The 12956-nt window shown below is 71.2% G+C and carries 12 protein-coding genes; 6 read left to right on the plus strand and 6 right to left on the minus strand.

The annotated features are described in order from the left end of the window. The first annotated feature begins 181 nt into the window (after positions 1-181). Positions 182-676, plus strand: a complete 495-nt coding sequence (gene bldD, locus H4W81_RS21110; RefSeq protein ID WP_026214021.1) for a transcriptional regulator BldD — start codon at positions 182-184, stop codon at positions 674-676. A 194-nt stretch (positions 677-870) separates the two neighbouring features. On the opposite strand, the gene H4W81_RS21115 is transcribed toward bldD, so the two are convergent. Continuing rightward, the gene (locus tag H4W81_RS21115) at positions 871-1653 is read right to left on the minus strand and encodes an MBL fold metallo-hydrolase (protein WP_225958723.1); all 783 of its coding nucleotides are present in this window, start codon (positions 1651-1653) and stop codon (positions 871-873) included. Between the two features lie 83 nt (positions 1654-1736). On the opposite strand from H4W81_RS21115, the gene H4W81_RS21120 reads away from it, so the two are divergent. Further along, a complete protein-coding gene (locus H4W81_RS21120) occupies positions 1737-2144 on the plus strand; it encodes a MerR family DNA-binding protein (RefSeq protein ID WP_192776391.1) in 408 nt (135 codons plus the stop codon). A gap of 83 nt (positions 2145-2227) precedes the next feature. On the opposite strand, the gene H4W81_RS21125 is transcribed toward H4W81_RS21120, so the two are convergent. Together H4W81_RS21125 and H4W81_RS47415 are read right to left on the minus strand one after the other, a co-directional pair. After that, positions 2228-2674 (minus strand): SAV_6107 family HEPN domain-containing protein, encoded by a 447-nt coding sequence (locus H4W81_RS21125; protein ID WP_192776392.1) that lies wholly within the window; start codon positions 2672-2674, stop codon positions 2228-2230. A gap of 317 nt (positions 2675-2991) precedes the next feature. Beyond that, positions 2992-3183 carry a ferredoxin gene (locus tag H4W81_RS47415; RefSeq protein ID WP_318781862.1) on the minus strand — a complete coding sequence of 64 codons (192 nt, stop codon included), beginning with the start codon at positions 3181-3183 and terminating at the stop codon, positions 2992-2994. A gap of 161 nt (positions 3184-3344) precedes the next feature. Here H4W81_RS47415 and H4W81_RS21135 point away from each other — a divergent pair, with 161 nt between their 5' ends. The 3 genes from H4W81_RS21135 to H4W81_RS21145 all read left to right on the plus strand — a co-directional run bounded on the left by H4W81_RS21135 (position 3345) and on the right by H4W81_RS21145 (position 6917). Beyond that, the gene (locus H4W81_RS21135) at positions 3345-3947 is read left to right on the plus strand and encodes a TetR/AcrR family transcriptional regulator (RefSeq protein ID WP_192776393.1); all 603 of its coding nucleotides are present in this window, start codon (positions 3345-3347) and stop codon (positions 3945-3947) included. 63 nt (positions 3948-4010) lie between these two features. After that, the gene (locus tag H4W81_RS21140; RefSeq protein WP_192776394.1) at positions 4011-5183 is read left to right on the plus strand and encodes an ROK family transcriptional regulator; all 1173 of its coding nucleotides are present in this window, start codon (positions 4011-4013) and stop codon (positions 5181-5183) included. A gap of 12 nt (positions 5184-5195) precedes the next feature. Next, positions 5196-6917, plus strand: a complete 1722-nt coding sequence (locus H4W81_RS21145; RefSeq protein WP_192776395.1) for a glycoside hydrolase family 36 protein — start codon at positions 5196-5198, stop codon at positions 6915-6917. A gap of 49 nt (positions 6918-6966) precedes the next feature. Here H4W81_RS21145 and H4W81_RS21150 read toward each other — a convergent pair whose 3' ends face one another. From H4W81_RS21150 to H4W81_RS21160, 3 genes are read right to left on the minus strand one after another with little or no spacing between them, the layout of a single operon-like run. Next, entirely contained in the window at positions 6967-8550 is a 1584-nt protein-coding gene (locus H4W81_RS21150; RefSeq protein WP_192776396.1) for a pectate lyase family protein, read from the minus strand. Continuing rightward, positions 8547-9776, minus strand: a complete 1230-nt coding sequence (locus H4W81_RS21155) for a heparin lyase I family protein (protein ID WP_192776397.1) — start codon at positions 9774-9776, stop codon at positions 8547-8549. Before H4W81_RS21155 ends, H4W81_RS21150 begins: the two co-directional genes overlap by 4 nt. A gap of 23 nt (positions 9777-9799) precedes the next feature. Then, on the minus strand, positions 9800-11536 hold the full coding sequence (locus H4W81_RS21160; RefSeq protein WP_192776398.1) for a glycoside hydrolase family 97 protein: 1737 nt from the start codon (positions 11534-11536) through the stop codon (positions 9800-9802). A gap of 122 nt (positions 11537-11658) precedes the next feature. On the opposite strand from H4W81_RS21160, the gene H4W81_RS21165 reads away from it, so the two are divergent. Then, a complete protein-coding gene (locus H4W81_RS21165; protein WP_192776399.1) occupies positions 11659-12951 on the plus strand; it encodes an alpha-L-fucosidase in 1293 nt (430 codons plus the stop codon). Positions 12952-12956 lie beyond the last annotated feature (5 nt).

Genomic DNA, 12956 nt, shown 5'->3' on the forward strand with positions numbered 1-12956 from the left:
CGGCCCCCACCGCTTTACCGTCACTGTCCGTAACCACACCTCGCGGCGTTCTGGGGTAAAACCCCAGTGCCATGGCTACCGAAGGTGCCCGCATGGGCGTCCACCCCCCGGTGGTTCAGGCAATAGCCGCAAGGGAGCACAATCTACTGAGAGCTGTACATACGAGCCGGGGGGCCACACGATGCCGTCTGAGTACGCCAAGTCGCTGGGTGCACGACTCCGCGCCATCCGCACCCAGCAGGGCCTGTCCCTGCACGGAGTCGAAGAGAAGTCGCGGGGACGCTGGAAGGCCGTCGTCGTGGGTTCCTACGAGCGCGGCGACCGTGCGGTCACGGTGCAGAAGCTTGCCGAGCTTGCCGACTTCTACGGTGTGCCGGTCTCCGAGCTGCTGCCCGGCGGCGCGGCGCCCAGCCCGCTCGGGCCGACGCCGAAGCTTGTGATCGACCTGGAGCGCCTGGCGACGCTGCCCAAGGAGAAGGCGGGCGCGCTGGCGCGTTACGCGGCCACCATCCAGAGCCAGCGTGGCGACTACAACGGCAAGGTGCTGTCCATCCGCCAGGAGGACCTGCGCTCGCTTGCCGTCATTTATGACAAGTCGCCCAGTGAACTGACGGAGGAGCTGATCAGCTGGGGCGTACTCGACGCGGAGGCCCGCCGCGCCGTCGAGTCTTTCTAACCCCTCGCACGCTCGCACGAAGGGGCGCCTCCGAACTCCGGAGCGCCCCTTCGCCGTTTCCACTACCGCTCCCCGGCCGCGCCGCCCCACCCTCCGCGTGCACCCCTCCCACCACGCCGCTCCCGCCGCTCCCTTCTCCCGCCGCTCCTTCCTCCGCCCTCCGATCTCCGGCTCTCCCTTCGCTCAGGTCTCGGTCAGGCCTGGGGCTGGTAGCGGGCGAACTCCCATGGGTCGTGGGCGGAGAAGACGCTCACCTCGGCCCCGTGCTCACGTGCCAGCTCCCGCAGCCTGCCCTGGTTCTCGATCCGCAGCCTGGCGTCCACCTGCGAGTCCAGCTGCACGACGTCCAGCAGCGGGTGCGACTCGGGGCTGCCTGGCTCCAGCTCGCGGTGGTAGAAGTAGGCGTCCCCCGCGTGCAGCAACCATCCCTGCCCCTCCCGTACGGCGACCGCCGCGTGCCCGGCGGTGTGCCCGCCCAGCGGCACCAGCAGCACGTCCTCCGGCAGCCCGCGCAGCGCCTGGACTCCCGCGAAGCCGTACCACTCCTCCCCCTCGCCCGCGCCGTACGTCTCCCAGAGCGGCCCGTGCGCCCAGTGCGCGGGACGGTAGCGGCGGCTGGGCCCCTCGGCCATCGCCGCCTCGTACTCCGCCGCCATGACGTGCACCTGCGCCCGCGGGAAGTCGGGCAGCCCTCCCGCGTGGTCGACGTCGAGGTGGGTCAGCACGATGTGCCGCACATCGGCGGGGTCGTGCCCCAGCCGGGCGAGCCGGCTGAGCGCGGTCTCGGCCCTGTCGAGCCGCGGCGAGACCAGCTCCACCCACTCGGGGTCGAGGACCTCTCCAGGCCTGTCGACGGAGTCGTGGCCCAGCCCGGTCTCCACCAGCACCAGGCCGTGCGCGTCGGTCTCGACCAGCAGCGCGTGGCAGACCGCCGCCGCGGACTCGAGACCGTCGTAGGTGGGGTCGATGGTGCGCATGGACCCCAGGTTCAGATGGTGAACTGTCGTCATGCGCCCTAGACTGCGACTTGAAGCGCGGTTCAAGTCAAGGGAGCTCGTGAATGCTGCTCGACATCGGTGAGGTGGCCCAGCGGTCGGGGCTCGCCGCCTCCGCACTGCGCTTCTACGAACGCAAGGGGCTGATCAGCGCCGTCGGGCGCAACGGTCTCAGGCGGGCCTACGAGCCCGAGACGCTCAGCCGGTTGGCGTTGATCGCGTGCGCGCGCAGCGCCGGGTTCACCCTGACCGAGATCGCCGCCCTGCTGCACGCCAAGCCGTCCGACGAGACGCTGCGCGAGCGCGTCGCGCAGAAGGCCGACGAGCTCGACGGGCGCATCGCCCAGCTCACCCGCATGCGCGACAGCCTGCGCCATGCGGCATCGTGCGCCCACGACCCACTCGTCGACTGCCCCGCCTTCCGAGACCTGGTGCGCGGCGACCCGGCGAGCACCACCCCGCCCACGACCTGAGACGCGCGCCGGCGGGTGTCGACGGGGGTGTTGACGCCCGGGCGTTGGGCGGACCGTGAGCCGCGACGGGGGCGGCTCACAGGTCAGCCGGCGAGGGGGACGTCGACGGGGAGGACGGGCTGGCCGGGGACGCCGAGGATCTCCTCGACCGTGGAGACGAACGTCTCGGCCTCCGCCAGCAGCTCGTCGGCGTCGGCGAGGGTCACGCCGCGCACCATGCCGGCCTCCGCGGCGGCACGCTTGGCGGCGCTGATCGAGAAGTAACCCGCCCAGTCGGCGAGCCTCGGCTCCGCCTCGGGCAGCAGCTCCCACGCGCTGCGCAGGCGACGCCTGCGGCCCTCCATCGGGCGGGGACGGGCGGCCAGGATCGCCGCCGCCGCGCGCAGTGCCGCGAGATGGGCGGCCACGTATCGGGACGCAGGAGTGCGGGCCGTCGCGGCCTCGGCCAGGCAGCTGCGTGAATCGGTGAGGTGTGCCCTGACCGCGGGCGACAGTCGGGGCCCGTGCGTGTCGCTGAGCCGTGTCGTCATGCCAGCCTCCTTTGAGGGGTCTTGGCGGCTCCCGGCGTTTCCGCCGGTGGAGCCAACATTCGCAGACCCCACCGACATTTCCGCCGGGCGGCCGGACGAGGAGCTTCCCCTCTCCCCGTCCGGCCAGGGCGCGCCCACTCGTCTCCGCCGACGACGAGGACGCGCCCTTCGCCCGGGGGACCCGACCGCGGGCCCCGCATGGGGGTGGCGACGCCCGCGACCAGGTCCTTCGACGTGAGCCGCGAGCCTCACGTCTTGTCATCGAACATAATTTCGATGACCGTGGATGTCAACCGATTCCGCGAACACAGGTTCGATCAATGGGCCGCCAGGGCGCCCGAGGGGCAGAGGGTGACGGCCCGCCTGACGGCCTGCTCCTGACCGGCCGGCACCTCGGCCGTGAGCACCACGACCAGGCCCTCCTCCTCGCTCTGGTCGAAGACGGCGGGCGCGGTCAGCGCGCACATGCCCGCCCCTATGCACACCCCCGTGTCGGCCGTGACCCTCACCACGTCACCCGCAGGCTGTGGACGCCGTAGATGCTCATGTCCGCGTCGAACCTGCGCTGACGGCTTATCGGATAGGTCATGCCGCACTCCTTCGTGAGATCCACTCCTTCCATGAAACATCATCAGATGCAAAATCTCAATCAGTGCAGTATTTTGGTTCCATGAAGGACGACACGGGACTTCGAGCGCGTAAGAAGGCCCGCACCAGGCGTGCGCTCGTCACCGGCGCGATGCGGCTCTTCGCGCAGAAGGGCTACGAGCAGACCACGCTGGCCGAGATCGCCGCCTCGGCGGAGGTCTCGACTCGGACGTTCTTCAGCTACTTCGCGGGCAAGGAGGACGTGGTCTTCTTCGACACCGAGGAGCGCCTGAGCGAGACCCTCGCCATCGCCGGCCGGCGGCTGCCGGGAGAGTCGGTGACCGCGCTGCTGGCCAGGGCGGTGGAGGCGGGCGCGAAGTGGGAGGACGACCTCGCCGCCGAGCGCTTCCACCTGATCACGGCCGTGCCCGCGCTCCAGGCCAGGGCGCTCCATCTGCTGTTCGACAGCCAGCGACGGCTGGCGGAGGCGCTGTGCGCGGCCTACCCCGACGAACTCGACCCCGTGGCGGCGGCGGCCGCCGTGGGTTCCATGGTGGGCGCGGCGAAGCTGGCGGCCGTCATGACCCTGTCGAGGGGCGAGGATCGCGAGGCCGCCTGGACGGCCGCGCGCCGGGCGATCGAGATCGCCGCGAACGGCCTCGACTCGCTCGGCATCCGGAGCTGACAGCCCGGTCGACCAGGGCACAATTCAATTCTTGACGAAGTTAATTACTGGTAGGATGCGCTCATGCTTGCCCCTGAGCGCCGTCCCGAACCGCTCACCAGCCCCGCCGCCGCCACCGTCTTCACCATGGTCCTGACGCAGGGCCCGGTGTCCAGGGTGGAGATCGCCCGCCGTACGGGGTTGTCGTCCGCCGCGGTCACCAAGGCCGCGCGGCCGTTCATCGAGGCGGGCTACCTCGAGGAGCTCGAGGCCACCGAGCGCTCGGGGCCGGGAGCCGGACGTCCGGCCAGCCCGCTGGCGATCAGGCCGGACAGGGAGTTCTTCGGCGGGGTGAAGATCACCGGGGACGAGCTGATCGGCGTGGTCACCGACCTGCGGGCGCAGGTGCTGACCTCGGCGCGCAGGCCGCTGACCGACTTCGCGGTGGAGAGCGTGGTGGCCGACATCGCCGCCCTCGTCGCCGACCTGCTCGCCGCCTCCCCCGCCTACGGCCAGCGCTGCCACTCTCTCGGCCTGGCCGTCTCCGGTGACGTCGACAGGGCCGCGGGCGACGTGCGCTACTCCCCCTTCCTGTCGTGGCGGCAGGTCCCGCTGGCCAGGCTGGTCGCGCGGGCGACGGGGCTGAGCGTGACGGTCGAGAACGACGTCAAGGCGCTCACCGTGGCCGAGCAGTGGTTCGGCGAGGGCATCGGGGCCCCGTCGTTCGCGCTGGTCACCCTGGGGGTCGGGATCGGCTGCGGGCTCGTGGTCAACAACGAGGTGGTCGCGGGCTCCCACGGGGTGGCCGGCGAGATCGGCCACATCCCGGTCAACGGCGAGGGCCCGGCCTGCCACTGCGGCGGGCGCGGGTGCGTGGAGGCCGTCGCGGGGACCGCGCCCATCCTCAGAGCCGCCCGCGCCGCCACGGGCGACCCCGCGCTGACCATCGACGGGGCGATCGCGGCCGCGCACGCGGGCGACGAGGCCGTCATGGCCGTCTTCGCCAGGGCGGGCCACGCGATCGGCCTGGCGATGGCGGCGATGGCCAACCTGGTCGGCCCCGAGCGGATCATCGTGACCGGCGACGTGGCGGGGCTGGCCTCCTACGGCCTGTTCGAGGAGGCGATCACGTCGGCCTTCGCCGGTCAGGCCTTCGGCGCGGCCGCCGACTGCCGGCTGATTCTGCGGCCCAGGCCCTTCGAGCAGTGGGCCAGGGGGGCCGCCGCGGTGGCCATCCAGACGCTCTTCACGCTCTAGAGAGGACCCCCGTTGACGACCACCCAGATCTGGCAGCCCCACGACCAGGCCGACGGCGGCCTGCGCACCACGGAGATCCCGGCGGGACGGCTCGTTCTCGAAGCCACCTCTTCCTCCCCGCTCGCCTGGAATGTCACAGAAAGCCCCCAGGGCGTCCTGGAGCTCCTGGTACGGCCCGCAGCACCAGGAGTGGTCAGGATCGCCTGGCGGCTGCCCTGCGTGGACGTGACGGCCTACTGGACGCACGACAGCAACGAGCACCGAGGGCTGCCGCCCTTCTGGCGCAAGCCGCGCACCGCCTCCCTGGAGAAGGGCGCGCCCGTCGGCTGCCTGATCGGCGCGGGAGACGTGGCGGTGTGCACGTTCGCGGTCGGCGAGGTGGTCAGGCCGGTCCAGACGCGTACGGGGGTGGTGGAGGAGACCGGCGAGTTCGGGTTCTGGGTGGAGCACGAGGCCGCCCCCGAGACCGGGCTCGCGCTGCGCCTCGACCTCAGCCGCCGGCACTTCGCGCGGACGCTGGCCGACGTGGCCGCGTGGTGGGGCACCCCGGGGCAGGTGCCCCGAGCCGCGCGGATGCCCGCCTACTCCACCTGGTACGCGATGCAGCAGCACGTCACCGCCGAGTCCGTCGAACGGCAGGCCGCGCTGTCGGCCGCGCTGGGCTGCGAGGCCATCATCGTCGACGACGGCTGGCACAGCGACGACAGGGGACGCGGCTACGGCTACGTCGGCGAGTGGGATCCGGCGATCCCCCGCGTCGCCGAGCACGTGGCGCGGGTGCGCGAGCACGGCATGGCCTACCTGCTCTGGTACGCCCTGCCCTTCGTCGGGCGGCACACCGCGCTGTGGGAGCGGGTGCGTCCCTACACGCTGACCTTCAAGGAGCACATGAACGCGGCCATCGTCGACCCGCGCTACCCGTTCGTCCGCGACCTGCTGTCCGACCGGCTGGCCAGAGCCGTCGAGGAGTGGGGCACGGACGGGCTGAAGATCGACTTCATCGACCAGTTCGCGGTCGAGAACCCGCCCGAGCCGGGCCCCGAGGCCGACTGCGCGTCGGTCACCGAGGGCGTGCGCCGCCTGATGGCCCAGCTCGGCGCCAGGCTGCCGGAGGGGTCGCTGGTGGAGCTGCGCCAGCCGTACACGAGTCCTGGGCTGTGGCCGTACGCGACCATGATCCGGGCCTCGGACTGCCCGCTCAGCCCCGCGCACAACCGCCAGCGGACGGTGGACCTGCGGCTGATCGCGGGCCCGCTGGCCGTCCACGCGGACATGATGATGTGGCACCCGTCGGAGAGTCCCGCGCGGATCGCGGCGCAGCTGATCAACGTGCTGTTCGCGGTGCCGCAGATCTCGGTGGACCTGGCCGCGCAGACGCCCGGGCAGACCGAGGTGCTCAGGTTCTGGCTGTCGTTCGTGAAGGAGCACGCCGAGGTCCTGCAGGGCGGGCTGTTCGAGCCGTCCAGGCCCGACCTGGTCTATCCGCAGGTGCGGGCGAGCGCAGGCGGGGTCACGATCGTGGGCAGGTACGCGCCGATGCCGGTGGCCGTGCCCGCCGAGGGGACGCTCCTGGTGGCCAACGCCGACGACTGCGACCAGGTGGTGCTGACCGGCGAGGGGCGCGCGACCGCCACGGTGGCCGACTGCGCGGGCCGGCCCGTGAGCGCGGCCGAGGTGACGCTGCCCTGCGCCGTCACGGTCCCGACCGGCGGCTTGTTGAGGGTTCGGGTGTAGCCGTCGAAGGCCCGGCTCCGGCGGCGAAGCGCGCCGGAGCCGGGAGTTCTCAGAAACCGCCGGAGCGCCGCCGGTCGAGGAGTTGCGCCTCGTAGAGCGAGGGAATGGCCAGCCCCGGCCGGTTGGCGCCCTCGATGTATCCCTCGGGCTGCCTGAAGGGGCCGTCGCCGGTGATCGTGCCCCTGCAGCCGATCGCGTAGTTCTGCGCGGTCGGCGGCTTCTGCACGATGAGCCTGCTCGTCGACACGTCGCAGTTCCACGCCACCGAGTGGGCCGCCGACCAGCCGTGCGAGGTGCCGTAGCGGCCCCTGTTGTACAGCCCGAGCGTGTAGCCGTAATGCGGGTCGAGGTCGCGGTGGCCGTCGAACAGCAGGCCCTGCGACCAGCGGCGGTGCCCCTCGCTGGAGTTGAGGGCGTACTCGGAGGTGCCGCGCAGGAACACCACGCCCGAGACCGTGCTGTGGCCGTTGGAGACGAAGGCGTGCCTGGCCTTGTAGGCGTAGCAGTCGCGGAAGAGCACCTGCTGGGAGTAGGTGTAGGCGTTGAAGTTGTAGCGGCGGCTGCCGGTGACGACGCTGACCGGATCGATGGCCCTGCAGTTCTCGATCGTGGCCCTGGTGGTCTCCTGGGTGGCCACGCCCGCCTGGGTGAAGTGCAGCATCGTGCAGTCGCGCACCCACGAGTCCTCGGTGCCCAGCAGCACGATCGCGTTGTAGGCGTGCTCCTCGTCCTGCTCGGGGTCGCCCGCGTACTCGATGTCGACGCGCAGCCGTTCGACGCCCACCTCGCTGACCAGCCCCGACCTGTCCCACCGGTAGAGGTGGGACTGCGACAGGGCCCGGTCGAGATGGTTGAAGACCGGGACGTCGATGGTCACCGTGGAGCCCGACACCTCACGGACGCGGCGGTTGTAGATCAGGGGGTGCTCCCCCACCTTCCACGGCGGACCGGTGTCGTGCCCGCCGTAGTCGATGGCCCGCAGCCACGCGTCGGTGCACGGGTGGACGATGACGATGGTGTCGCCGGGACGCAGCGTCCCGGCGTCGGCCACCTCGAACCGGCGCTCGCCCACCTGGACGACGTCCGTGGTGATGTCGGTGCGGGTGCCCGGCACCTCGCCCTTCCACCCGCCCGCGCCGGAGCCGACCACGATCACGTCACGGTTCCTCGGGTCGTTGCCGGTGGCCTTGATGATCGTGTTGGCGCTCGGGTCGGCGCCGTCGCCCACGCCGCGCAGCACGATGCCGTCGGCGCGGATTCTGATCGTTCCGGCGACCGGGTAATGGCCGGGCAGCAGGAGCAGCGCGCCGCGCCGTTCGCGGGGCAGCGCGGCGATCTCGTCGAGCGCGGCCTGGAGGTGCGCGGTGTTGTCGCCCTCGATCGGCCGGATCGTCCTGACGACGGGCAGGTGCGGGATGGGCCGTTCGCCGTTGCGGTATCCGGCGTGGCTGAAGTCGGGGACGCGGTTGCCCTCGGCGTCCTGCTCGTAGACGAGGCGCCCATGCGTGCCGTAACGGACGAGCCTGGACTGCCAGGGGGTGGCGGCGTGGGCGGGCAGGGCGCCGGTCCAGCCCGCCGCCATGACGAGCCCGGCGCCGGCGATCAGTCCCCGCCGGGAGACGTGGCCGCTCATCTGATCACGATCTTGTCGAGCTCGGGGGTTCGCGCGCCCAGGTGGAAGAAGCGGATGGTGTTGACGCCGGCGATGAGCGGCACCGGCACCGTCGTGGTGGTGATCCGGTCGGGGGTGCCGGTCATGGGCACCTCGATCGAGTCGGCGCCGTTGACGCTGATCCTGAAGGACTGGGCGCCGTTGACGACCGCGTGGACGGTCAGCTGCCTGGTCGCGGTGGTCTCCGAGAGGATGCCCCTGACCACGGTGTAGTCGTAGGTGTTGCCGCCGATCAGGATGGTCTTGCGCCCGCCCGAGCAGATCCTGCAGTAGACGGGCTCGGCCGCGCCCTCGAAGACGTTGCCGGCCCGCTCGGCCTCGTACGCGCCGGGCGAGCGGTCGGGCTCGGGCAGCTGGACGGGCGGGGTGGCGGGACCGAGCTGCCAGGCTTTGAGGTCCTTGATCAGCATGTGGGTGTCCTGGAGCCCCGCGCTCCTGATGCTTCGGTAGATGCCCCACTTGGGACGGTTGTACTGTTCCTCGCTCCAGTAGAGGTCGATGTGGTCGGCCCGCGCGTCGACGAGCGTCGTACGGCCGTCGTGCATCGCCCAGCGCAGGTAGCCGTCGTCGGACGACTTCCACTCCAGCGTGACCGTGACCCACTTGTTCTGGATCGCGGCCAGGTCGTGGGTGGCGAACGGGTGGACCTGGTTGTCGGCGAGCGTCCAGTAGCGGGCCTCGATCTTCGGCACGCCGTTCTTGATCGGCAGCGTCAGCTGCATGACCGGCGTGCCGGTGTCGGAGGTCTTCACCTGCCAGATGTGGGTGAAGGCGGTGGTCGCGTCGAGGGTGTCGGGGAGGTACATCTGGTAGCTGAGGCGCCAGGTCTCGTCCTTGCGTATCTCCAACGGCCTGCCCGCGGAGTCGCGCATGCCCCGCACCTCGTTGCGCATGCGGTCGGAGCCGTCGCGGTCGACCAGGTGGGCGTCGAACCGGTAGGCGTCGCCCTCGGGGTAGACGTGCGGGAAGCCCTCGGGGTGCGAGCCGCGCCTATCGTCCTCCAGCGCCTCGAAGGCGTTGAGCCCGTCCTTGCGCGGGCTGGGGTTCCAGCGCAGCTCCCACTTGGGTCCGTGGGCGCTCGCGCCGGGGTCGGCGACGACGGGCCCGGTGGCAGCGGGAGCAGCGGCAGCGGGGATGGCGGGCATCAGCAGGGCGACGGTTAACAGCAGGGCTGGCAGGCGGGGCATCGGTGTCTCCTGAGGGTGCTGGTCTAGCGGGTCAGGCGGAGGGTGAAGCCGCCGTCGGCGGCCACGGGGATGGCGAGCTTGTCTCCCGCGATGACCGTCACCGTCTCGGCCAGGACGCGGTCGCCCGGGGCGTCCCTGTAGATGTCGGCCGCCCACTCCCCCTCCGCGAGGAAGTCGAGCGGCACGGTGAGCGTGCGGGCGGGCCCGGCGACGCCCGCGCCGACGTACCAGTGCCCGCCCTCGCGCCTGGCCAGCAGGATGTGGTCGGCGGGGTCGCCGGACAGCAGCCTGGTCTCCTCCCACGCGGTGGGCACCTGGGCGAGGAGCGCGGCGGCCTCGGGCCGCGACCGGTAGCTCTCGATGCTGTCGGCGAAGTGCTGGATCCCCGACTCGAAGAGCACCGCGAGCGCGAGCTCGAAGCCCGCGGAGATGGTCCGCACGGCGGTGAAGGTGCAGGGCGTGAAGTCCATGGGCCCCTGCACGTTGCGGGTGAAGGCGAGCGAGAGGTAGTGCGTGGCTGGATAGAGCGGCTCCTTGCCGGGCTTCGGCTTGATCCACTCCGCGCCCTTGACGGCCTCGGCGGTCATGAAGTGCGGCCAGGTCCGTTCGGTGCCGCGCGGGATGGTGCCGCCGTGGAAGACCACCATGAGCTCCAGCCGGGCGGTGGCGGCCAGGATGGCGTCGAACCAGCGCATCCGGTCCTGTCCGTCGGACTCGGTGAAGTCGATCTTCACACCGGCCGCGCCCCACTCCTTCCACAGCGCGAGCTTCTCTCGGTGCTCCAGCTCGGTGTCCACGTGCTGCCAGTGCGACCAGAGGAACACCCCGACGCCCTTCTGCGCCGCGTAGGAGATCAGCGAGGGCATCCACTCCTTGTTCCAGCCGGCGTCGGCGAGCACGTACGGCCAGCCCTGCTCGGCGGCGAAGTCCACCCAGCGCCGCTGCGCCTCGAGGTCACGGGTGGAGGGCCCGTCCGACCACCACGACCAGGCCGCCGCCCCCGGCCTGATCCACGAGGTGTCGGCCACCCTGGACGGCGCGGCGAGGCTGGTGACCAGGTCGCTCTCCACGATCGAGGCCAGGTCGCCGATGACGGCGGTCCGCCACGGCGTCCGCAACGGGCTGGCCGCCGTGACGTAGGGGTCGGGCAGGTCGAGCCTGAACGCGGTGCCGTCGAAGGCCAGCCTGGAGCCCGCGTAACCACTGTCGAGATCGGCCTCCGTCACCAGCAGCCAGCTCTCCCCCACCTGGAACAGCGAGGGGTAGCCGTAGTGCACGGGCTCGGCCGCGCCGACCGTGGTGTGCCGGTGGATCTCCTCGTAGTCGCAGCGCCCGTTCTCGTACGGCAGCAGCACCGCCCTCGCCCCCGGGTCCAGCACGTACTCGGAGCGCTCCTCGCACACGGTCACCGGACCCGACCACGGCACCTCGTAGCGGTAGGCCACCCCGCCGCCGCCGATCCTCACGCGCAGCACCAGCCGGTGCCCGTTCCTGGCGAAGCCGAGCCGCCACTCGGTCGCGGTGTAGCGGTGCTCGCGGCGCTTGCCCGTCACCGTGCCGTAGGACTCCTCGATCGCCTCGCTCGCGATCCCCTCGAACACCAGCCCCCTGGTCAGGTCCTCGTGGGCGGTCACCAGCCCGAGGCGGGAGCGTCGGATGACTGGACAACCGCCCCGCGAGACCTCCCACGTGAGTTCACCGTCGGGTGACAGGCGCAGGATCGCTTCCAGATCCTCGGCACGAAGGTTCCACGTCGGCATGTCAGGGGCCTCTTTCAGGTCTTTCGCGGAGGGGACCGCCTTCACAGTGGGGCAGAGCCTAAGTTGCAAGCGCTTGCAATTCAATTCTTGACGAAGTTAATTACCCGGTCTACGGTACGGCCATGCCTCACGGACCGCATGCCGACGCGCTGAATCATCGGACCTCTTCGGCGCGTCTGGCGGAGTTCCGCGAGCAACGCCTGGGCCTCTTCATCCACTGGGGCCTCTACGCGCTCGCCGCCCGCCACGAGTGGGTCAAGCAGCGGGAGCACCTCACCGACGCGGACTACCAGCCCTACTTCGACCACTTCGATCCTGACCTGTTCGACCCCGACGCCTGGGCGGAGGCCGCCGCGGGCGCGGGGATGCGCTACATGGTGCTGACGACCAAGCACCACGACGGCTTCTGCCTGTGGGACTCGGCGCTGACGGACTACTCGGTCGCCGGCACGCCGTACGGCAAGGACCTGGTGGGCCCGATCGTGGCGGCCTTCCGCGCCAGGGGCCTCGGCGTGGGCTTCTACCACTCGCTGCTCGACTGGCACCACCCCGACTTCCCCATCGACGGCCTCCACCCGCTGCACGGCAGGGTCGAGGAGCCCTGGCGGGACATCGCGAAATATCGGCGGTACCTGCACGGGCAGGTCGAGGAGCTGCTCACCCGCTACGGCCGGATCGACACGATGTGGTTTGACTTCTCCTACTCCACGCGGCTGCGAGACGGGAAGCCGACCCCGGGCGGCAAGGGCGCCGCCGACTGGCGGTCGGCGGAGCTGATGCGGCTGGTGCGAGAGCTCCAGCCGGGCATCCTGGTCAACAACCGGCTGGAGATCCCCGGCGACTTCGTCACTCCCGAGCAGTTCCAGCCGCCGGCGCCACCCGGCGAGGTGTGGGAGGCCTGCCAGACGCTCAACGGCAGCTGGGGCTACGACCGGGACAATCTCGACTACAAACCCGTCGACCTGCTCGTCAGGATGCTCGTCGACACCGTCTCCAAGGACGGCAACCTGCTGCTCAACGTCGGGCCCGACGGACGCGGCGCCTTCGACCCCAGAGCGCTGGAGACCCTGCGGGGCATCGGCGAGTGGATGCGGCTGCACGGCCGGGCCGTCTACGGCGCCGGGCCCAGCGCCTTCGAGGCGCCACAGGACTGCCGCTACACCCAGCGCGGCGACCGCCTGTACGTGCACCTGCTCGCCTGGCCGTACCGGCACCTGCACCTGCCGGGGCTCGCGGGCCGGGTCCGCTACGCGCAGCTGCTGAACGACGGCTCGGAGATCCGAAGGCTGGTCCCCGACCCCGCGCGCGACAGCGGCCACACCAAGCTCGGGGCGCTCCCGCCGGGCACCCTCACCCTCCAGCTCCCGGTGCAACGACCCGACGTGGCCGTGCCGGTGATCGAGCTCTTCCTGTGAAAGGC

This window comes from Nonomuraea africana (assembly GCF_014873535.1).
In the GTDB taxonomy this organism is placed as follows: Bacteria; Actinomycetota; Actinomycetes; order Streptosporangiales; family Streptosporangiaceae; genus Nonomuraea; species Nonomuraea africana.